18 protein-coding genes and 2 pseudogenes are annotated in these 20,485 nt (G+C 56.8%); 15 read left to right on the forward strand and 5 right to left on the reverse strand.

Annotation, left to right across the window (positions count from 1 at the left end):
* Positions 1–77 precede the first annotated feature (77 nt).
* The 8 genes from GGQ98_RS03515 to GGQ98_RS03550 all read left to right on the forward strand — a co-directional run bounded on the left by GGQ98_RS03515 (position 78) and on the right by GGQ98_RS03550 (position 10,230).
* The gene (locus GGQ98_RS03515; RefSeq protein WP_184065184.1) at positions 78–965 is read left to right on the forward strand and encodes a LysR substrate-binding domain-containing protein; all 888 of its coding nucleotides are present in this window, start codon (positions 78–80) and stop codon (positions 963–965) included.
* A 228-nt stretch (positions 966–1,193) separates the two neighbouring features.
* The gene (locus GGQ98_RS03520) at positions 1,194–3,386 is read left to right on the forward strand and encodes a TonB-dependent receptor (protein WP_243451672.1); all 2,193 of its coding nucleotides are present in this window, start codon (positions 1,194–1,196) and stop codon (positions 3,384–3,386) included.
* A 59-nt stretch (positions 3,387–3,445) separates the two neighbouring features.
* Positions 3,446–4,882, forward strand: a complete 1,437-nt coding sequence (locus tag GGQ98_RS03525) for an aromatic ring-hydroxylating oxygenase subunit alpha (protein WP_184065186.1) — start codon at positions 3,446–3,448, stop codon at positions 4,880–4,882.
* The gene (locus GGQ98_RS03530) at positions 4,879–5,373 is read left to right on the forward strand and encodes an aromatic-ring-hydroxylating dioxygenase subunit beta (protein ID WP_184065188.1); all 495 of its coding nucleotides are present in this window, start codon (positions 4,879–4,881) and stop codon (positions 5,371–5,373) included. The genes GGQ98_RS03525 and GGQ98_RS03530 overlap by 4 nt, the downstream gene beginning before the upstream one ends.
* 7 nt (positions 5,374–5,380) lie before the next feature.
* The gene (locus tag GGQ98_RS03535; protein WP_184065192.1) at positions 5,381–6,367 is read left to right on the forward strand and encodes a PdxA family dehydrogenase; all 987 of its coding nucleotides are present in this window, start codon (positions 5,381–5,383) and stop codon (positions 6,365–6,367) included.
* On the forward strand, positions 6,367–7,665 hold the full coding sequence (locus GGQ98_RS03540) for an MFS transporter (RefSeq protein ID WP_243451678.1): 1,299 nt from the start codon (positions 6,367–6,369) through the stop codon (positions 7,663–7,665). Before GGQ98_RS03535 ends, GGQ98_RS03540 begins: the two co-directional genes overlap by 1 nt.
* A 60-nt stretch (positions 7,666–7,725) precedes the next feature.
* Positions 7,726–8,580 (forward strand): alpha/beta fold hydrolase, encoded by an 855-nt coding sequence (locus tag GGQ98_RS03545; protein WP_184065196.1) that lies wholly within the window; start codon positions 7,726–7,728, stop codon positions 8,578–8,580.
* Between the two features lie 414 nt (positions 8,581–8,994).
* Positions 8,995–10,230, forward strand: coding sequence for an NAD(P)/FAD-dependent oxidoreductase (locus GGQ98_RS03550; RefSeq protein ID WP_184065198.1), 1,236 nt, complete (start codon positions 8,995–8,997; stop codon positions 10,228–10,230).
* A 9-nt stretch (positions 10,231–10,239) separates the two neighbouring features.
* Here the strand turns inward: GGQ98_RS03550 and GGQ98_RS18255 are convergent, their stop codons facing one another.
* Entirely contained in the window at positions 10,240–10,425 is a 186-nt protein-coding gene (locus GGQ98_RS18255; protein ID WP_243451673.1) for a hypothetical protein, read from the reverse strand.
* Here GGQ98_RS18255 and GGQ98_RS18910 point away from each other — a divergent pair.
* From GGQ98_RS18910 to GGQ98_RS03580, 6 genes and pseudogenes are all read left to right on the forward strand, one after another.
* Positions 10,351–10,605: a non-heme iron oxygenase ferredoxin subunit gene (locus tag GGQ98_RS18910; protein WP_424141342.1), complete on the forward strand. Its 255-nt coding sequence runs from the start codon at positions 10,351–10,353 to the stop codon at positions 10,603–10,605. The genes GGQ98_RS18255 and GGQ98_RS18910 overlap by 75 nt on opposite strands.
* Before the next feature lie 71 nt (positions 10,606–10,676).
* On the forward strand, positions 10,677–12,227 hold the full coding sequence (locus GGQ98_RS03560; RefSeq protein ID WP_184065202.1) for a class I adenylate-forming enzyme family protein: 1,551 nt from the start codon (positions 10,677–10,679) through the stop codon (positions 12,225–12,227).
* A gap of 161 nt (positions 12,228–12,388) precedes the next feature.
* Positions 12,389–13,708, forward strand: a complete 1,320-nt coding sequence (locus GGQ98_RS03565) for an aromatic ring-hydroxylating oxygenase subunit alpha (protein ID WP_341534122.1) — start codon at positions 12,389–12,391, stop codon at positions 13,706–13,708.
* Positions 13,709–13,755: 47 nt separating this feature from the next.
* Positions 13,756–14,271: a 3-phenylpropionate/cinnamic acid dioxygenase subunit beta gene (locus tag GGQ98_RS03570; RefSeq protein WP_184065204.1), complete on the forward strand. Its 516-nt coding sequence runs from the start codon at positions 13,756–13,758 to the stop codon at positions 14,269–14,271.
* Positions 14,272–14,567: 296 nt separating this feature from the next.
* Positions 14,568–15,030 (forward strand): annotated as a pseudogene (locus tag GGQ98_RS03575) (Tn3 family transposase); the annotation flags it as partial.
* A complete protein-coding gene (locus tag GGQ98_RS03580; protein ID WP_184065208.1) occupies positions 15,027–15,641 on the forward strand; it encodes a tyrosine-type recombinase/integrase in 615 nt (204 codons plus the stop codon). The pseudogene GGQ98_RS03575 and the gene GGQ98_RS03580, both read left to right, overlap by 4 nt.
* 147 nt (positions 15,642–15,788) lie before the next feature.
* Here the strand turns inward: GGQ98_RS03580 and GGQ98_RS03585 are convergent.
* Positions 15,789–16,849, reverse strand: a protein-coding gene (locus GGQ98_RS03585) for an IS630 family transposase (RefSeq protein WP_184065211.1) whose coding sequence is annotated in 2 segments (ribosomal slippage) — positions 15,789–16,357 and positions 16,357–16,849 — 1,062 coding nt in all. Because the reading frame shifts where the segments join, the coding sequence is not laid out codon by codon here.
* Between the two features lie 626 nt (positions 16,850–17,475).
* Between GGQ98_RS03585 and GGQ98_RS03590 the strand changes: the two are divergent.
* Positions 17,476–17,592: pseudogene (locus tag GGQ98_RS03590) on the forward strand (IS5 family transposase); the annotation flags it as partial.
* On the opposite strand, the gene dmpG reads toward GGQ98_RS03590, so the two are convergent.
* Genes dmpG through GGQ98_RS03605 form a run of 3 tightly spaced genes read right to left on the reverse strand, consistent with a single transcriptional unit; the run spans position 17,587 to position 20,466 of the window.
* The gene (gene dmpG / locus GGQ98_RS03595; protein ID WP_184065213.1) at positions 17,587–18,675 is read right to left on the reverse strand and encodes a 4-hydroxy-2-oxovalerate aldolase; all 1,089 of its coding nucleotides are present in this window, start codon (positions 18,673–18,675) and stop codon (positions 17,587–17,589) included. The pseudogene GGQ98_RS03590 and the gene dmpG sit on opposite strands and share 6 nt — an antisense overlap.
* Entirely contained in the window at positions 18,665–19,591 is a 927-nt protein-coding gene (locus GGQ98_RS03600; RefSeq protein ID WP_184065216.1) for an acetaldehyde dehydrogenase (acetylating), read from the reverse strand. Before GGQ98_RS03600 ends, dmpG begins: the two co-directional genes overlap by 11 nt.
* Before the next feature lie 41 nt (positions 19,592–19,632).
* Positions 19,633–20,466 carry a fumarylacetoacetate hydrolase family protein gene (locus GGQ98_RS03605; protein ID WP_184065218.1) on the reverse strand — a complete coding sequence of 278 codons (834 nt, stop codon included), beginning with the start codon at positions 20,464–20,466 and terminating at the stop codon, positions 19,633–19,635.
* Positions 20,467–20,485: the final 19 nt, after the last annotated feature.

Here is a 20,485-nt window from a genome sequence, read left to right on the forward strand (position 1 = left end):
GGTAAATCAGGGTGTCCAACTACCGTTCGGAATGGTACCAGCGCACATAAGCTGCCTGCATTCTGGAAACTGAACCGATGATAGACCTTCTAACCTTGAGGCTGTTTGCGCTTGCCGCGGAGCACAAAAGTCTCTCGAAAACCTCGGCTGTCGCAAACATTGCCATTGCCGCAATAAGTCGGCGGATCGCCAATCTCGAGGTTGAAATGGGAGTTCGCCTTTTCAAGAGGTCGCAGCGCGGAGTTGAACTGACCCCCGCGGGAGAAACATGCTTGATACGAACGCGTAATATACTTGGCGAGTTAACCCGACTACAAGGGGATATGGGGGATTATCGTAATGGTATGCGGGGACGCGTCTCGATCTGGGCAAGCACGTCGGCAATCGCGCAGTTCCTGCCTGCGGATCTCGCAGCTTTCTCCAAGGAACATCCGGCCATCGGGCTTGAAATTCAGGAAGCGTATAGTGCAAAAATTGTCTCTGAAGTGCGGGGAGGCAACAGCGATATCGGAGTCATCCTGGCGGGTGGTGAAACTTTCGGCTTGCTGGTTTGGCCCTATCGCTGCGATCGGCTTGCGGTGGTTGCACCGCAAGCCTTTCGCCCAGGGGTGAGCCGGGTTCGTTTCGCAGATCTTTTTGACGAGCATCTTGTGCAGATGGGATATGACACCGCCATGACGCGGCTCCTGTCCGCCAAGGCGAACGAGGCCGGCGAAGCCTTACGGCTGCGGGTGGCGGTAGACAGCTTCGATGCGGTCTGCCGCATGATCTCCGCCGGTTTTGGTATCGGAATTCTTCCCCTGATGGCTGCTGCCTCGCATGTCGAGAATTCGCAGCTTCGCTTGATTGAGCTGGATGAGCCATGGTCAGTGAGGCAAATGCTCATATGCACCAAGTCCGATGTGGAACCAAGTGGCCCGACCGAACTGCTCATCGATTTCCTGCGCGCCTTCGGCGGCAAATAGCAGGAGGCCCACCTCGCGCCAGCCCCCGGCAGCCACCATCACCATCACCATCACTGCCTTGCCGAAGCGCGAAATATAGCTTCACCAATTAGGGGCTTCCACCGGGACACGGCTTCGCTGTAGCAGTCTGGGGTAGGGCGTCGTGTTTCGGCGAGCTACACCTCAGTGTCTCCGAGGCCTACCAACCGAACAGCCGCCCAATAAATAAAGAAATTCGGGGGGGTGGATATGAGAGTTGCAGCAATTCAAACCGTGGCCGGTGTGCTAAGCTTGACGATGCCGGTCGAGGCTCGCGCTCAGCAACAAAGCGTCGAACCGGGAGAGGAGCAAGTGTCGGCGTTCGGCGAAATCGTTGTGACCGCCACGCGTCGCGCGGAAGGCGCGCAGGACGTTCCACTTGCAGTCACTGCCGTATCACAGGAAACGCTTACAGCCGCGGGTGCTCCTTCGGTGCGGGAATTGACAAGTGTCGTCCCCGGATTCAACGGTGGCCGCAATTTCGGCGCGTTTCAGCCATTCATAAGAGGCATCGGTTCTACTGGGGTCACCGTGAGCGACGAGCCAAGTGTCGCGACATATGTCGACGGCATTTATGTGCCGTTTGCACAGGCGTCCAACGTGGACCTGGTCGAGATCGAGCGCATTGAGGTTCTGCGTGGTCCGCAGGGCACCACTTTCGGCCGCAACGCCACAGGCGGACTTGTCAGTATCGTGACGCCCGATCCGCAATTCGATTTTGGTGGTCATGCAGATGTCCGGATGGGGGCGCTCACGGGTTCGTCGCAGAATGCGCTGATGTACGATGCGCGCGCTTACCTGACCGGAGGCTTGTCTGAGACGGTGGCGGCCGACATCAGCGTAATGCGGCGGCATGAGGGCGGCTACGTGCGCAATCTGGTCGGCTCCGACGATTTTGGCGATCTTACTGTTACCGACGTGCGTTCCAAGCTCATGTTTCGTCCCTCGGACAAGGCGAAGATCACGCTCATTGGGGAGTACTACCGCCTCAAGAGCCAAGTGAATGCGCCGCAGCCGCTTGACGGGAACACCCTGGGGCGCAGTTATGGCGCAATCGTGCCGGCTGAACCCTGGCAGGTCGCACTGGATACCGCGCCACTGCTTAATGGTAAAAACTACAGTTTTGGATTGCTGACCGAATTTGATTTAGGCGCGGTGGCTCTGGAAACCACCGGCGGCTACCTGCACACTGATGTTCGCCAGGATGCCGATTCGGATGCATCCAATGTTCGCATCGGCACCTTGCTTACTTCACCCTATGGCCGGATTGGCGAAGTGTTCAGCCAGGAGGTGAGATTACTCTCGAACGGCAGCGGACCTTTCACGTGGCTGATCGGTGGGTATGCCTTCATTTTGCGCAGCCACAACGGCACGAAGACCACCAACGCCACTTTTGGCCCTGCGCCGGACCGGCCCATCACCGGAGAGGCCTTCACGATTTCGAGCTTCCGCAACACCACTGATTCCTATGCCGCATTTGCAGAGGGATCGCTGGAGCCCTCGCCCGGATTGTTCGTCACGCTCGGCGCACGGTACACCACGGAAAAGCGAAGCCAGGTGGGCTTCCTGAACAACAACGGCGCGGAACGGGATTTGCCCAAGGACAGCGAACGGTTCAACAAGTTCACCTATCGCGGCTCCATTCGCTACGAGATCGCTTCCAAAACGAACATCTACGCAAGCTATGGCAATGGCTTCAAGAGTGGCGTTTACACGGGCACGATCACTCCGGTTTTGACTAGGCCCGAAGAGGTGAAGGCCCTTGAAGCCGGCATCAAGTCGGACCCGACCCGGTGGCTGCGGGTGAACCTGGCCCTGTTTCATTATGACTATAAGGATTTGCAGGTCACGGCTCGCGATCCGTTGACAACGAGTTACGTGGTCCAAAATGCTGCCGCGGCGGAACTGTATGGCGGGGAGCTTGAGCTTCAGGTCGCACCATCAGAGTCGCTCCAGTTCCGGGCTGCAGCGGCCTACAATCACGCTCGATACAAAAACTTCCCGCTTGCGCAGACATTCCTGCCATCCCCGCGGGGAGGCAATACCGTTGCTGCCGGGGACGTCTCAGGCAACGTCATGGTGCGAGCGCCCAAATGGACGTTCAATTTCGGGCCGACTTGGGAGCACGAACTTGGTGGAGGCAGTTTCCGCGTCACCGGAAACCTGTTCCATTCCAGTCGCGTCTATTTTGACTTTCTGAACATCGTTTCCCAGAAACCCTATACACTGGTCGGTGTTGACTTGTCATGGGCCGACCCCAGCGAGCTGTGGCGGATTTCACTATTCGGCCAGAATGTATTCAACGAGGCCGTCCTGCAGCAGTCACGCGTAGGGAACCTCAGCACAGACGGCCTTTACGAGCCGCCCGCCAGATTTGGTATCGGCATCTCCCGAAAGTTTTGAGATACCAGTTCTTGCAATTTTACTGTTCCCAGAAAAAACGGATTAAGCGGACAAGCACTATGACACAGATACACGATTCTCAGCAAAGAACAGAACTTCACGAGCGACTGCATGGTTGGGTGGACAAGTCATCATCCGGAAGGGTTCGTCTTGATCAAGAGGTGTTTACTAACCCGGAAATGTTCGATCTCGAGATGGAATACATCTTCGAGCGCAACTGGGTGTTCCTCGCCCATGAAAGCCAGCTCGCCAAACCCAATGACTTTTTGACCGCGCACGTCGGACGAGAGTCCGTTGTTCTGGTGCGGACCCGGGCAGGCGAATTGAAATGTTTCATTAACGCCTGCACCCACCGCGGGGCCCGTATCTGCCGCCAGAAGTCCGGATCGGCGAAGTTCTTTCGCTGCTCGTTCCATGGCTGGAGCTTCGCCAACTCTGGCGAACTGCTTGATGTCACTGACGAGGGGGACGGCGGCTACCCGGACGATTTTGACAAGACTGAACTGGGCCTCCACGAAGTCCTGGTCGCCAGCTATCGGGGCTTTGTCTTTGCGAGCCTCTCAGGCGATGTCCTGCCGCTTGAGGAATACCTTGGCGACGCGAAGCGGTTTATTGATCTTATGGTTCAGCAATCGCCCGAGGATAAACTGGAGGTGCTCCATGGCACCGTTCGGTACGTCTATCACGGCAACTGGAAACTTCAGGCAGAAAACGGTGTGGACGGCTACCATGCCCCCGTTGTCCATGCGAACTATATACGGACCACGGGACGCCGGGCCACCGGAGACTCAGCCTACGCAATGCAGGTCGGAATAGGCGACGGGGCACGGCCCGTGCTGGGCTCCAATCGCCGATCAACCGGTGGCGGTCCAGGAACTGGCGGGTTCTTCTCCTTCCCCCAGGGGCATCAGCTCATCTGGGGCATGGCCGGTGCTCCGGATGCTCGCGCCAACAGCCACATTGTTTCTTGGTTGCAGCAGACCTATGGCGAGGAAGCCGCCTGGTGGACGAACAAGACGATCCGCAATCTCCTGTTATTCCCGAATGTGTTCCTGATGGACCAGAACGGCATGCAGATTCGCATCGTGAGGCCGCTCTCCGTCAACAAGACCGAGGTCATTTCATATGCGATCGCCCCGGTCGGCGAAGCGCCCGAGATTCGGAACCTGCGCATCCGCCAGTTTGAGGATTTCATGAACGCAACTGGCATGGCGACACCCGACGATCTGGCCGAATTCAACAATTGCCAGATAGGCTTCGGCAACGGGGGCCGGCGGAGTGACATCGCTCGAGGTGCGACTCGGTGGGCCGAGGGTAGCGGCCAGTGGGGAGCCAAGCTCGGTATCGCGGCTTTGCTCAGCAGCGATGCTGTAGCCGACGAGGGACTCTTCGCGGAACTGCACGAGGAATGGTTGAGAAGGATGGAGGAGGCTCTTGAAATCGAAGCGGCCCGAGCCCTCGGTGAGCATGGGTCGAAGAAGGAGCCCGTCGTATGAGTTCGATGATCGACGCATGGGTCCGTGCACGGGCGTTCATAGGGCGCGAAGCGTTCGTCCTCGATCGCAGGCTATGGGACGAATGGCTCGACCTTTACCGGCCAGATTGCGAATACTGGGTTCCGGCATGGGGAGACAACGGTGAACTCAGCCAGGATCCGCGAACGCAGATTTCGATGATCTACTATGACAATCGCGGAGGTCTGGAGGATCGTGTATTTCGGATCAGAACGGGTTCTTCATCCGCCTCGACTCCAGCTTTAACGACGAACCACATCTTCTCGGTTCTCAAGGTTGAACAAGCAGACAAGGAATTGCTCGTTGAAACCAATTGGTTGACAGAGTCCTTTCGGGAGGATCAATGCCTGAGCTATCGCGGCCACGCGACATATCGGCTCGTGGATGTCGATGGAGATTTAAAGATTGCGAGCAAGCGGACAGTCGTAATCGACCCGATAACAGACACAGTGCTCGATTTTTACATGATCTGAGGACCTAATGGACAATCAAAGTTGCATAAAAACAATAACTGGTGTCGTCATCGGGGATCCGGCGGGAGTGGGCCCCGAAGTTGTCGTCAAGGCGATGTGTGACAAATCACTCAGCCTTGATGGTCGCCACTTGCTCATCGGTAGCGCGTCCGTTGTCCGTCGGGCACTTGAAACGTGTGGTTTCGATGCAGAAGTCAAGCCGGTGTCCGGCCCTGGTGAGGTCGCGCACGAGCCCGGTATCCTTCATGTGCTTGATCCTGAAGGACTGCCCGCCACTGCTTTCCCTCTCGGTAGCGATTCCGTGGCGGCCGGTCATGCAGTGGCCAGTTGGATGGATACCGCCATCGAGCTGGCTTGCAAGGGGGCAATCGACGCTCTGGTAATGGCGCCGATAAGTTCCGGGTCCTTCAAACTTGCGGGACAGCGTTCGCGGTCCGTTAGCCCTGTCGTTGGCGAGAGCTACCTCCTCATCTTTTCAGGTCCGCTTCGCGTGGCCCACCTGACGGATCACGTGCCTCTTGTCAGTGTGAGCGGGCTGATCACCGCAGATCTTATTACTTCGGCGCTTCTGCAACTTGACGGGGCAATGCAATCGTGGGGCATGGAGCAGAGGCGAATAGGTGTCGCCGGCTTCAATGCGCATGCGAACGGGCCGGAAGACCGCGAACAGATTGCACCGGGCGTGGAGCGCGCACGTGCACTGGGGGTTAATGCCAGCGGCCCCGACAGTCCGGACGCAGTCTTCCGGCGCTGCATCGAAGGCCGCTATGACATGGTACTTGCCATGTACCATGACCAGGGGCACATCGCAGTCAAGACATGGGGATTCTCGGGCAACTGCGTCCTCATGCTCGGCCCCCCATACCTGTTTCTCTCGGTTGCCCACGGCACAGCGTACGATATCGTGGGAACGGGCCAAGCCGACCCATCGATGTTGCACGCAGCCCTTGTAACGGCATCCTCTCTCGCTCGTGGAAGAGGGCTCACGATGTGATGATTGACCAAAATCGACCGATTGCGAGGAATATCAGTGATGAGCCAACTGGCATAGGCTCGCAATCGGGATTTGAGCCAGCTTTCCAGACCGGAGAAACCGCAGCCGATTGGGGACTCGTTCTCGTCTGCACCGTGGGGCTCACGGTCAGCATGATCTACCTTTACGCGCTGGGGCCGTTCATTGTCCCCGTCTCCGAAGAAATGGGATGGAGCAGAGGTGAGACGAGCGCCGGGCTCACTCTGATAAGCCTGGCTTCGGTCATTGCTGCGCCGTTCGTCGGTTTTTGGGTCGATCGCTTCGGTTCGCGAAGGATCGCAATCATCGGCTGCATGGTTTTCTGTTTTGGCATTTCGCTACTATCGAGCGCCGGTAGCCATATCTCCTGGCTCCTAATCTGGGCGATTGTGGCGATGGGGTCGGTGATGATGAAGCCGACGGTCTGGATGTCGGCGGTTGCCCACCGGATCCATCGGCGGCGGGGCCTTGCCATGGGCGTTGCACTCACCGGAACGGGAATCAGTTCCGCGCTCTCACCAATCGTTGCCGGTGAGGTGATCAGTTCCTCGGGATGGCGGACGGCGTTCCTCGTCCTCGGAACCGGCGCGGCGCTTTTGCTGTTGCCGCTGCTCCTGCTCTTTTTCAGAGATCGGCCTATTCATTCACGAGGCACGGACAAACGAAATGCCGCCGAGGGGCTGGTGGGGCTTACGATTTCGGAGGGTTTGCGGTCGGCTGTCTTCATCCGGCTCGCCCTCGCTGGCTTTCTGATTAACTTTTCGGTGATGGGCCTGGTTGTCCATTTTGTGCCGCTGCTTGAGGGTCAACACTTCCAGATGGGAGAGGCCACCGCACTGGCAAGTCTGATCGGCGTTACGACAATTGTAGCGCGGCTCGTAACCGGAAACCTCTTGGACCGGTTTCATGCCCCCACCGTGGCCGCGATCGCATTTTCGCTTCCGATATACGCTTGCTTGATGCTTCTGTTTTTTGACGGTTCCACGATAATGGCGGCCACCATCGCGATCCTCATCGGTGCAGCCGTTGGCGCGGAAGTCGATGCCCTTGCGTACTTGTCGTCACGATATTTCGGCATGCGCAGTTTCGGAACTTTATTCGGATCTATTACGGGTGCGATAAGTTTGGGGATCGGCTTGGGGCCCACCTCTGCGGGCGCAATCCACGATGCATTCGGCACCTACCAACCGATGTTCCTGCTTATAATTCCACTTGTAGCCGTATCGGTCGTTCTCGTAGCGACGCTTGGCGCTTATCCTGATGAAACAGCACAACGGTAGTTCGATAATGAACATAAAATCATAAATATACGCTAAATTCCAATCACAGGAGGCAATTAAATGCATGAAAGTATTTGGTCTGATCTGACCGGCGTCAGTTTCACACAAGGATTCATTGATGTAACCGGGACGAAAACTCGTTATCTAAGGTCGGGAGATTCCGGCAAGCCGCTACTGATTTTCCTGCATGGAACGAGCGGCCATGCGGAAGCCTTTTCGCGCAATATGGGCGCGCACGGCGAGCATTTCGACACGTGGGCAATCGACATGATCGGCCACGGCTGGTCCGATTATCCCCAGACGAACTATGAGATCAGTACTTACGCCGAACATGTGCTGCGCACGATGGATGCAATTGGCCGGTCCAAGGCCCATGTCTCTGGCGAGTCCCTGGGCGGCTGGGTGGCGACCTATCTCGCTGTTCACCATCCGGACCGCGTCGACAAGGTGGTTCTCAACACGGCGGGCGGATGGGTTGCCAACCCCGAAGTCATGGAACGGATCAAGAAGGTATCAAACGCCGCAGCAGACAATCCTACTTGGGAGACTGTGAAGGCACGCCTCGAATTCCTGATGTACGATAAATCAATGGTCAATGACGACCTTATCGAATGTCGTCGCCGTATCTTCAACCGTCCGGGCTACTCGGATGTGACCCGGCGTATTCTTTGCTTGCAGGAGATGGATGTCCGCAAGCGTAATCTCATTACTGAAGAGCAGTACGGCAGGATCGAGTCTCCAACTCTCGTTCTCTGGACGAGTCACGACCCGACGGCGACAGTCGATCAGGGCCGTGAAATTGCGAATATGATCCCTGGCAGCGAATTCGTCGTTATGGACAAGTGCGGGCATTGGCCTCAGTTCGAAAACGCCGAAGAGTTCAACCGCATCCACATCGACTTCCTATTGAGGTAGCAGATCTGAGCCAGAAAAGACGACAGGACGGTCACATGGAATTTATGCCGGACGTCCGGGGCGGCTTGTGATGGAACTTAGGTTGTACTGTGTTTTTGGATACAGACCCCTATTGTGCAATCATGGCAAGTCGCCTCTTCGTAGCACTCTTCGTCTGATATAACGAGATTAAGATGGATCAATCATAGTCTTATGTATGAGCCGCGAGAGTCCTTAATTTACTGTCTAACGCACTCATTTTGGCCTGGACTTATTGCGTCAGAATTCGATCTATGCAGACATGCAAATCGTGGAAGTCTCGTCTATAAGAGTGTGTATTTTGGGTTTACTGGCTGATAGTGACAACTTTGCCATTCCTGTATTCGAATTGGATGAGAGCAATTCAGTGCAAGGCCATTTTTTTGACGGTGGGTCATGAACGAGTTTACCAATGGCGTTGTGATTGTTGGCGGCGGCATGGCCGGCGACGCCTGTATCACCGAACTGCGCCGAGAGGGATATTCTGGACGCATCACGATGATCGGGGAGGAATCTTGGCAGCCCTACGAACGACCTCCGTTGTCGAAGATTGCACTTCGCGAGCCGGAACTCATTTCAGGGTCATTCTTTCTGAAGCCGGAGGGTTGGTATCACGATAACGCCGTCGATCTCCAGTTGTCTCGACGCGTCACCGACGTGGACCTTCACAACAAAAGGGTGGAAGTTGACACGGGAGATAAGATCGCCTTCGGGCGGTTGCTGATCGCGACGGGCGGCAACGTTCGCAGGTTCCGCCTCGAGGGAGGGGCCGCAGCCAATATCAGCTATCTCAGAACGAAGAATGATGCGCTTCAGTTGGCGGCGCAACTTGCGCCCGGTGTCCGTCTGGTGGTAGTCGGCATGGGCGTGATCGGTTCGGAAATTGCGGCAAGCGCGCGGCAACTTGGCTGCGAGGTTCATGCAATAGAGCCCGAATCCACCCCTATGGTCCGGGCTCTCGGGTCCGAGATGGGGCGATGGTTGGCGGCGGTTCATGAGGAACATGGCATTCGAGTGCTGTACGGACGATCGCTCCAGCGATTTATCATGGACGGAGATCGCGTGTGCGCCGTCGAATGTGACGATGGGTCGGTTCTTGACTGCGATGCAGTTTGCGTCGGCATTGGGATCATCCCCCGGACGGAACTCGCGATGCAAGCCGGATTGTTGGTTGATGATGGCATTCTTGTCGATTCCTCGAATCGAACGAGCTGCGATTCAGTATTCGCCGCAGGGGATGTCGCTAGAGTACCCGCGCTTAGGGGGGGGACAGTGCGATATGAAACTTACCAAAATGCTGCGGACCAAGGCACGAGAGCGGCGCGCGCGATGCTCGGTGCAACGCTTCAGAACCCGTTGCCTTGTTCATTCTGGAGCGACCAATACGATCTCAACATTCAAATCATGGGAATCATTTCCGACGAACTTGTCCCGGTAATTCGCCCTTTGCCCAATGATGGTTTTATTCGATTTTATCTCGAGAATGGTATCGCGCGTGGATGCGTCGCGGTCAATGCTGGGCGCGATTTAATGCCAGCTCGCCGAATTGTCTTCGCCGCTGCCCCTGTGGATGCAGCAACCCTTGCTAGTCCTGACATGTCATTGCGAGGATTTCTAGTTGAGACGTCCTAATGGCTTGTTTTATTTGTCCCGGTAACGAGTATTTAGCGATAATTGAGGAAGCGAATGACTGAGTATTTCATCGCGTGCCGTAGCAATGAGATTTTGCAAGGAGAGCCTCGCTGCTTCGAGTTGCCCAATGGCACCAGGATTGCGCTCTTCAAGATAGATGATGAAATTTACGCTATCGATGATAAATGTACTCATGGCAGTGCCTCACTAAGTGAAGGATGGCAAGAGGCGGGCGTTATTGAATGTCCGTTTCATGGCGGCTCCTTCAACATAAGAACGGGCCAGCCCGTAAGCTTCCCGTGCGTTGAACCTGTGCGTACATATGAGGTGAAGCTGGATGGAGATACGGTCGCTATCCGATTACCTTCCGCCTGACTTGTGCACACTAAGGATCCATGACTTGGCACCCGGCGTTTCGGTTGGAACAAACTAGGAGAGAAGTGTCTATGGCCTATGCCTCCTCATCCGCAAGGAGCCGCTTTGACGATGTAGCCGCCATGTTCTGGAATGCCGTCGACTGCGCGCCTGAAACAATCGCCCTCATCGATGAGGAGCGCTCGTTAAACTACGAGCAGTTTGGCACGTCCGCTGCCGTGCTCGCCCGACACCTGCTGACGCTTCTTGACGGCAATGAGCGAGTGGCGATTCACCTCCCAAATTCAATCGAGGCCAATGTTGCCTTTCTCGCCTGCTTGGTGGCGGGAGCACAGGCCGTGATGATCAATCCGCTCTATACGGAACACGAACTTGTGCGGATGCTGAATATCGCAACGCCAAAGATCATTCTGACCCTGGCGGGCAGCGAAGGGCCGGCGATGGAAGCTGCGTCCCGAGCCGGGGTCGATCATGTGCTTGTCCTTGGCGAAGGCGACCTCATGCTCGAGACTTTGCTTGCCGACCCTGGCCCGCGTCCCAACGTTGTGATTATGCCGGAAACCTTGGCCAACATGGTGTTTACGGGCGGGACGACTGGCGAACCCAGGGGAGTATCTCGTTCGCATCGGTCACTGATGAAAGTCACCGAAAACATGCAGGCTGCGTGGCCAGCCAGGCCAGGCGAAGAAGTCTGGCTGAATGTTGCCCCTATCGCCCATGTCTGGGGCGTTCACATGGGATGCCTCAACCCGATCTACAGCCACTCTCCACTGGTCATTGTGCGGCGTTACAAACCGGCGGACGTCCTGGCAGCCGTCGAGCGGCACCGGGTAACGATGTTCAGTGGCGGACCGTCAGCGATCTATGTCGGGTTGCTGGCGTCTCCGGCTCTTGAGAAGACCGAACTGTCCAGCATCCGGGTCTGCCCCGGGGGGGGCTCGGTTTTCCTGATGGAAACCCTACAGGCGTGGGAAGGCAAAGTTGGAGTTCCGATCCTTGAGGCCTTTGGTATGACGGAGGGCGGACCGCTCACCGCCAACTCGATGGACGGAACGCACCGCTATGGCACTGCGGGAAGGCCCCTTCCCGGTATCGAGTTGCAGATCGTGGATATTGACGATTTCGAACGGCAACTCCCTGCCGGCGAGACGGGCGAAATCCGGGTCCGTGGGGAGACGGTTGTCAACCGTTACTGGGGGCAAGCCGCCGGTCATCCCGATGGTTGGCTGGCCACGGGTGACGTGGGCTACCTGGACGAGGAAGGTTTCCTGCATTTAGTGGACCGAAAGAAGGACATGATCATCGTCGGGGGCTACAACGTATATCCGAGTGAAATTGAGGAAGTTCTTGCTTCCCATTCCACTGTGGCGGAAGCGCATGTCGTAGGCATTCCGGATGAGCGCAAGGGCGAAGTTCCGGTTGCATTTGTCATCCTGCGCGACAACTCGTCAGGCACGACGGAGGAACTTGCAAGCGCCTGCGAGAGGAAACTTGTTGCCTATAAGCGACCGAGAGCAATTCATCTTGTGAACAGTATACCGAGAACTCCCGCAAATAAGGCTGACAAGAAGGCTCTTTCTCAGATTGCCCGAAGCAACAAGTTGGAACACATGACATACTGATGCGAGCTTGTACTGTCACCTGAAGATCGATTCCGGAATGCACTATTACCAACCGCATAGCTCCTGCTGCGTCCGTTTACAGGCATAAGGTTTTCACATTTGGGATATCCGGGCAGATTTGAATATAAAATAGAAATAGTATTTTTTTTAGGAGAAAATCAGTGGCCCAAGCTTCCACCATGACGAGAGATCGGCAGAGCATACTTTCGGAATTACCCAATTTCGTCAATCTCGACAGCTACGAAATTGACCGACGCATCTTCTGGGACAAGGATCTATATGCGCTCGAGCTCGAACGCATTTTTGCTCGATGCTGGAACTTCATTGCTCATACTTCGCAAATTCCCGAGCCGGGTGATTTTTTAACTACCGTTATCGGTGAGGACGGTGTTATTGTTTGCCGTGCTGAAGATGGCGAGGTTTATGCTTTCCTTAACTCGTGCACCCATCGCGGCAACCGCGTCTGCTTCGCAGAGGTGGGCCGAGCACGACGTTTCACTTGCAATTTCCACGGTTGGTCGTTCGGCCTTGACGGCAGTCTCGCGAGCGTCAGCCGCCCACAGTTGTACGATGGCAATCCCACATTCGACAAAGCCAAGCTTGGCCTGCATCAGGCGCGGGTCGAGAACTACAAGGGCATGTATTTTGCTACCTTTGACCCCGATGCGCCTTCGCTGGATGAGTATCTAGGGGACTTTCGCTGGTATTTAGATGTTATTTTGGACAATGCCGAAGGAGGTATCGAATTTATCGATGGGAACATTAAGTCACGCCTCAAGTGCAACTGGAAATTTCCTGCCGAGAATTTTGTCGGAGATGCATATCATGCCACCTGGACGCACAGTTCGGCGCTGATTGCGATGTTCGGCAAAGCCCCAACCATCCACTCGGACCGGTCCTATCAAGTCAACGTGAACGGCCATGGCTGGGAGTTCGGACTGGATTTTATCGGGAATGCTGCGACGCTGAAGTCCCCGGAAATTGTCGAATACCTCAGGGAACAGGAGGCGAGGTTTGCCGAGCGGCTGGGTAAAGTGCGTAGCCGTATGGTGGGTGCGCTGAGTTCGGCCAATGTTTTTCCCAACCTTTCCTTTCTGGTTGGACATAACACGTTCCGGACTTGGAACCCAAGGGGGCCGCATGAGACGGAACTGCACACATGGGTGTATTTGAACGCAAGCGCACCCGAAACTCTTAAGGAACATTATCGCCGGGGAGTAATGCTCACTTTCTCGCCTGCAGGCTTGTTCGAAATGGATGACGGCGAAAATTTTGAAAATTGCACGTCGACCAATGCCGGAGTCGTGACGCGGAAACAAAAACTTCACTTCGGAATGGGTATTGATTCCAAGATTGAAAGTGAATCTCTCAAGGGCAACGTCTATAAAAGTCAGCTCAACGAGGCAAATCAGCGCGCATTCTATCAGCGTTGGGCAGATCTGATGAGTTCGGAGACTTGGTCTGATGTGCCGCGACGCTAGCAGGAAAAGAAAATGAACATTGATTCGTTGGAAGGGGGCAAAAGGCCATGTCACTATCGTGTTCTATTGATATTATTATAGAGGTACAGCAATTTCTCTATAGAGAAGCTAGGATGCTTGACGATGAGAATTACGATGAGTGGATCAAACTTCTTACGGACGATATTCACTACTGGATGCCCGGTATCCAGGCACGTTATCGTAAAGACAAGAACCAGATCGCCCCAGACAGAATGGCGTTTTTTGATGATGATCTTGAGTATCTAAAGCTTCGCGTAAGTCGAGCAAAGCAACCCTCGGCGTGGGCTGAGGATCCACCTACACGTCACTTTCATCTCGTCAGCAACATAGAAGTTGAGGTCACAGTTGATCCTAACGAATGGGTGGTTCATTCGGTCATTGTGAATAGTCGTCTTAGGTGTGAGGACGACAAAATGGATATGCACGCGCGGCGCAAAGATCTTATCCGGCGTGTTGAAGGTGGGGCTCTGAAACTTGCGCGTCGCATGATAATTCTTCAGGAAACTGTTCTGCTTTCCAAAAACATAAACACGTTTCTTTAGGCTCAGGACTTCTGTGGTTGCCGCCCGTGATGCAAGAGGGTTTCTGACCTTCTGAACTGGTGATTGAGTGCGGTCTTCTGTCAGGCCTTGATTGCGGCGCTTTCAGAAGCCGCTGGCCGGTATGGTGATCCGCGGATCAGGTCCAAATCTGGGCACCTCCAAAAACCCTTGGCCAATCGGGGCGTGATTTGATTCACTCGGCCAGACGAACCCTCAGGTAAAGTTCCACGGTGTAAATCCCTCATCCCTCCCCGCCAGCATTGCGAAAAAGGAAAAAGTGGACGACTTTTACGCCGCCCGCAGCAACACTACGCCGCCGCTACCGTGGTCTAATTTTGCACCGCCGTTCTCATACAAGGCACTTGCCGAGCTCGGCAAGGCGATGAAGACGGCGTTCCTGTGCCGCTACCTGCACGACGAGGCCCTGCGCCGCGAAATCAACGAGGGGCTGAACGTCGTCGAGACCTGGAACTCGGCCAACGGTTTCATCTTTTTCGGCCGGGGCGGCGAGGTCGCATCGAACCGGCTCGACGAGCAGCAGACATCGGTCGCGGCGCTGCACCTCCTCCAGTCCTGCCTGGTGTACGTCAACACGCTGATGCTCCAGCGCGTTCTTGCCGAGGAGCGTTGGCGCGGGCGCATGACCGCAGCGGATGAGCGCGGCTTAACCCGCTCATCTGGGCGCATGTCAGCCCGTATGGTGCGTTCGACCTGAATATGGAGCGGCGGCTCGACATCGAGGCCAGGATCGCCGCGTGACCCTCGGCGTACCCAGCCACTCTTTACAAAAAGCGCATTTCGTCAAGAGTGACGCCGACGGCAAGGCAATGCGCCCAAGGGAACACAGCATGGCCGAGAAAGCGATCAACCGGCAAAATGTAAAGAGTGACACGGATACGGCCGCCGATGCCCACGAACGCCGCAAGGATTTCCTGACGGCAGCCGAGATCGACCGCCTGCTCAATGCCGCCAAGGCCGGACGGCATGGGCCACGCGATCACCTGCTCGTGCTCATGATGTATCGTCATGGCCTGCGTGTCAGCGAGGCGATCGGCCTACGCCGCGACGAGGTCGACCTTGCCGTCGCGCGGCTCTGGGTGCGTCGTCTGAAGAACGGCCTGTCGGTCGAACAGCCGATCGCGGGCGACGAACTGCGCGCGATCAGGCGGTACCTCGGCGCGCGCGACGATCACCTGCCCTGGCTGTTCGTGTCCGAGCGTGGGGCGCAACTGGGCCCCAGTGCATTATTGGGACACAGATTCACGGTAGCGTTTTGCAACCCGGTCATGAAGAGCCAATTTTCAGCGGCAAATAGCCATCAGCGTCGAAGTTGCTGCTATCCGACCAGACATAATCACCGGTCAGGTTGATGTTGATCCCAGCCCAGCGGCGATAGCTGGCGCAGCGCCTCTTCGTGATCCGCTACCCCACGGAGTTTGAGCGCGCCAACGGCACGGTCAAGATACCGGTAATTGAACAGGATTCTCGCTGCGGTGGCTAATACCAAGGCTCGTTGATCATGACCCATGCGCCCATTGGCGCAGTCCGATGGACATGATGCGCCATGGCTGATCGGTGAGGCGGTTCCAGGCGAAGCAGCAATGGTCGAGGATGTCGTCGTAGGATTTGAAGATGCGGTTCGACAGCCAGTTATCGCGCATGAACTGCCAGACGTTTTCGACCGGGTTCAGCTCGGGGCATTTGACCGGGAGCGGCAGCAGCGTGATGTTGGCGGGGATGACGAGCCCGGCCGAGAGATGCCAGCCCGCCTGATCGAGCAGCAGCACGGCGTGCGCGCCCGGGGCCACGGTGGCGGCGACCTCGGCGAGGTGCAGCGTCATCCCTTCGGTGTTGCAGCGCGGCAGCACCAGCGCGGCGCCCTTGCCCTCGGCCGGACAGATCGCGCCGTAGATATAGGCCGACGCGGTGCGCTGATCCTTGGGCGCCGAGGGCCGCGTCCCGCGTTTCGCCCAGCGCCGGGTGATGCCGTTCTTCTGGCCGACCCGCGCCTCGTCCTGCCACCACAGCTCTATGGGTGTGCCGCGCGGGAGCGCCGCCCGGATCGCTGCCACTTGGGCGGGGAAGTTTTTTTAAATGCCGGGATCGTCTCGGCCTCCTGCGCATGATGGCGTGGCCGCGCCGACAGCTTGCGGTAGCCCATGGCGCGAAGCTCGCGGCCCAGCGTCTGCGGGCTGATCGACACCGCGAACTCGTCCTGGACCCACTGAACGAGATCGACCAGCCGCCAGCGCACAACGCCGTGCGCCGCCGGGATGGGGCCGCGCTCGACAGCCGCCGCCAGCGCTGCCCTCTGGCTGGCGTCGAGCCGCGGGCGACCCCCGGGCGCTTTGCCGTCGATCAGTCCATCGGGTCCGTCGCGGTTGAACCGCAGCACCCAGTCCCGAACCGTCTGCAAGCCGACGCCGCCGACAAGCGCCGCCGCGCTCCGGCTGCCACCACCGTAAATCGCCGCCAGCGACAAAAGCCGGCGGACCTGTCCGGCATCGCGGCTCCCATGAGCCAGCCGCCGCACTGCCGCCGCCGTAAAATCACCCCGCAACCCAACCGCCGCCGCCATCGCAACCTCCCTCAGAACAGGAGTGTTGAATCACATCAGCAACCGATTGGGAATCGTCCGCGTGAGTCAGAGTCCGCAATCGTTGGTATTACAATCGAGATAGGCGGCCCACGACGCTATTGCGGAATGATCATACATTACGCCCGCCCGCCAAGGCGCGCGCAGCAAGCTGCGACATTAGAATCTCCGGTGAATCAGCGCCCTCAGGGCTCGCCAAATTATTACTAGCCGGCACTCCGAAACGCTAGAGAAGCCTGCAAAAACGACGAAAATATTATCCCGCCGATGGCGTCCCCGACCACCAGTCGCTCATTGGGCACAAACATCACTGACCAAGCCACTATAGACACGCTGCACGGTCAGCGCGACATTACCAAGGCGGGATCCTGCCACGCTTACCAACAACCTGACCTACCGCGCGATCATCAGCGTCTATACCGGCCCGGAAGACACCATCACCGCCCTAACCGATGACGGCATCGACGAACTCAAAGACATGCTCAGGGACGCGCGCGTATCACGCCCGAAACTTGGCACGCCTTCCTCGACGACTTCGTCGATGACGCAGAACTCGCCGCCCGCATCAAGGCCCAGTCTCCGCGGTAACAACCGGTCGGTTATTGTCCAACCGCGTCGAGCGCATGTTCGGCAAGCTCAAGCAACAGCGCCGCATCGCAACACGTTACGACAAGACCGTCCTCTCGTTCGAGAGCTTCCTCAACCTGGCAGTCGCACGCCTATGACTGAAGTCCTTTGTCAACATGGCCTAACCGGTAACGATCAGGCGGGATAAGGCCCCTCTCTTTTGCCATGGAAAGAGCAGTATCCTCGATCATGTCTTCCTGCCCCCCGATCATCTTCTTGCGCGCCAACTCAAGCAGGAGATCGCGCGCGGGCAAGCCGTATTTGCGCTGCGCTTCCTTGGCTTGGTACAGGAACGTCGAATATACGCCGGCAAAACCCAAGGTTATCGAATCCCGGTCGGCTCGCGGAGGACTCGGCATGATTGGAAGCACCCGATCCTCTGCGACGTCCATCAACTTGAACAGGCTTACTCCGGTCTCGATCCCCAATCGCTCGCACACCGCGGCAAACAGCTCCAAGGGCGTGTTGCCGGCGCCGGCGCCCAGTCCCGCCGCCGATCCGTCAACTCGATCGGCACCTGCCGCCACCGCAGCTAGCGAATTGGCAACTCCCATGCCCAAGTTATGATGAGCGTGAAAGCCGATCTGCGTTTCCGTCTGCAATGCGCTGCGCAGCCCGGAGATCCGTCCAGTCACATCATCAGGCAGCATGTAACCCGCTGAATCGACACAATAAATGGTCTGAGCGCCGTAGCGTTCTATCAGAAGCGCCTGCTCCACCAGATTCTCGGTTGGCGTCATGTGGGCCATCATCAGGAAGCCGACGGTATCCAGGCCAAGCTTGCGGCCGAGACCGATGTGCTGTTCGGTAACATCCGCTTCAGTACAATGTGCTGCGACATGCACGCAACCCGCCCCGGAATCGGCAGCCATCCGCAATTCGTCTAACGTTCCGATGCCGGGTACATGCAGAACCGAAATCGTGGCGTTCTTTACGTGCGCGGCAACCGCCGATATGTATTCCTGATCGGAATGGAGGCCGCGACCGTAGTTGAGCGACGACCCTCCCAGCCCGTCTCCATGCGTGACTTGTATCAACGGCACACCTGCCTCGTCCAGGCCAGAGGCGATGTCGATCATCTGTTCAATCGTAATCTGATGACGCATGGAGTGCATTCCATCGCGCAGACACATGTCGTGCAGCTTGACCTTGCGGCCCTTCACCTGATCTTCAAGAAGCATTTAGGTTCTCCGTTTGCACGGCAAGCTTGAACTTGCCGGCGAGTATGTCACGTGCGAACATGTCGGCAGTGCGGGATGCAGCTGCGGTCATTATATCGAGATTTCCGGCATACTTCGGAAGGAAATCACCCAATCCTTCGACCTCAAGAAAGATCGAAACCTTCCGTCCCTCGAAAGTCGGACCGTTCTTCAGCCGGTAACCCGGTACATATTCCTGCACAGCCGAGATCATTTCGAGGACGGACGCTGTGATAGTGTCCCGGTCTGGCTCTGTGGTGGTTTCGCAATAAACCGTATCTCGCATGATAAGCGGAGGTTCGGCCGGATTTATGACGACGATGGCCTTGCCCTTTGTTGCGCCTCCAACATTGGCAACTGCCGCAGACGTCGTGCGAGTGAATTCGTCAATGTTCTTGCGTGTTCCCAGCCCGATCGATTTCGACGCCACCGTGGCAATGATCTCGGCATAGTCCACTGCCTGGACTCTGCTCACCGCCTTGACGATTGGAATCGTGGCTTGCCCCGCGCAAGTCACCATGTTGACGTTTCTCACTTGCTGACCGGCTAGCTCCTCCAAGTTAACCGAAGGGACGCAAAGAGGCCCGATCGCGGCCGGGGTCAAATCGATCACCAGCAGCCCCAACGCGTTCAGCTTGCGGTTGTTCTCCGGGTGCACATAGGCCGACGTTGCATCAAACGCAATTTGGACCCTGTCATCGATGATGTGAGGCAAAAGACCGTCGACACCGTCGGACGTGGTCTTGAGGCCCAGCGCTCGCGCGCGTGACAAGCCTTCGGAAGCGGCCTCGATGCCGACCATCCAAACTGGTTCGAGAACCTCGGAACGGAGCAGTTTGTAAAGCAGATCAGTGCCGATGTTACCCGGACCGATAATTGCACATCTAACTTTTTCCATTATAATACTCGCTCGCTGGAATTTAAGGGGTGGATGGCGGCTCACCTAAGAAACGTCGGCCTTTCGTTTCGTCCACCAGTGATTTTTTTGAATGTGAGGTCGCATGTTCCCAAGCCACCCGTGACAGTGAGCCGAAGGTGGTCCCCATCGCATATATCGATCATCGGCCCCAGTGCGCCAGACAGAATTGTTTCCCCGGCCCTGAATGGAATCCCGAAGCGGCCAAGGGTGTTCGCGAGCCAGGCGACGGAATTGAGGGGTGATCCCTGCACTGCGGCGCCCATCCCGGTCGAGACGAGCTGACCGTTGCGCTCGATCTTCATGGCGACAGAAGACAGTTCGATTTGCGACGGATCGGCCTTTTCCATGCCGAGCGCGAACACTCCACAAGAAGCATTGTCGGCGACCGTGTCCTGAATCTTGATGTCCCATTCTCTGATCCGACTATCAACGATTTCAAAGCACGCCGTGACGTATTCGGTCGCGTCGAGCACATCTGCGGCAGTAACTCCGGGCCCGACGAGATCGCGTTTAAGAACGAAAGCGATTTCACCTTCGGCCTTGGGTTGGATCAGCATCCCAAGGTCGATGGTCGCTCCGTCGGCGACGAGCATGGCATCGGTGAGCTGCCCGAAATCGGGCTCGAACACGCCAATCGCGTCCTGCACAACTTTTGACGTTACGCCTATCTTCTTGCCGACGATTTTCTCGCCGCTCTGCAGACGGCGATCTATCATCCGTTCCTGAACCCGATAGGCGTCGACGATATCCATGCCTGGGTTGCGATCACGTAGATTGGGCACCGTCACACCTGCAACGTGAGCTTCATACAGCTCATCGCCAAGCGAAGTAATGATCGATTCTCTAAGCGCCATGTCTGGTTGGTTCCCTCAA

It is taken from the genome of Sphingosinicella soli (genome assembly GCF_014199685.1).
GTDB lineage: Bacteria > Pseudomonadota > Alphaproteobacteria > Sphingomonadales > Sphingomonadaceae > Sphingosinicella > Sphingosinicella soli.

Coding starts and splice junctions, on each gene's coding strand:
- GGQ98_RS03550 (WP_184065198.1), top strand. CDS start 8,995: ATGAACGAGTTTACCAATGGCGTTGTGATTGTTGGCGGCGGCATGGCC.
- GGQ98_RS03515 (WP_184065184.1), top strand. CDS start 78: ATGATAGACCTTCTAACCTTGAGGCTGTTTGCGCTTGCCGCGGAGCAC.
- GGQ98_RS03600 (WP_184065216.1), bottom strand. CDS start 19,591: ATGGAAAAAGTTAGATGTGCAATTATCGGTCCGGGTAACATCGGCACT.
- GGQ98_RS03545 (WP_184065196.1), top strand. CDS start 7,726: ATGCATGAAAGTATTTGGTCTGATCTGACCGGCGTCAGTTTCACACAA.
- GGQ98_RS03525 (WP_184065186.1), top strand. CDS start 3,446: ATGACACAGATACACGATTCTCAGCAAAGAACAGAACTTCACGAGCGA.
- GGQ98_RS03560 (WP_184065202.1), top strand. CDS start 10,677: ATGGCCTATGCCTCCTCATCCGCAAGGAGCCGCTTTGACGATGTAGCC.
- GGQ98_RS03535 (WP_184065192.1), top strand. CDS start 5,381: ATGGACAATCAAAGTTGCATAAAAACAATAACTGGTGTCGTCATCGGG.
- GGQ98_RS03605 (WP_184065218.1), bottom strand. CDS start 20,466: ATGGCGCTTAGAGAATCGATCATTACTTCGCTTGGCGATGAGCTGTAT.
- GGQ98_RS03530 (WP_184065188.1), top strand. CDS start 4,879: ATGAGTTCGATGATCGACGCATGGGTCCGTGCACGGGCGTTCATAGGG.
- GGQ98_RS03570 (WP_184065204.1), top strand. CDS start 13,756: ATGTCACTATCGTGTTCTATTGATATTATTATAGAGGTACAGCAATTT.
- dmpG (WP_184065213.1), bottom strand. CDS start 18,675: ATGCTTCTTGAAGATCAGGTGAAGGGCCGCAAGGTCAAGCTGCACGAC.
- GGQ98_RS03540 (WP_243451678.1), top strand. CDS start 6,367: ATGATTGACCAAAATCGACCGATTGCGAGGAATATCAGTGATGAGCCA.
- GGQ98_RS03520 (WP_243451672.1), top strand. CDS start 1,194: ATGAGAGTTGCAGCAATTCAAACCGTGGCCGGTGTGCTAAGCTTGACG.
- GGQ98_RS18255 (WP_243451673.1), bottom strand. CDS start 10,425: ATGAGTACATTTATCATCGATAGCGTAAATTTCATCATCTATCTTGAA.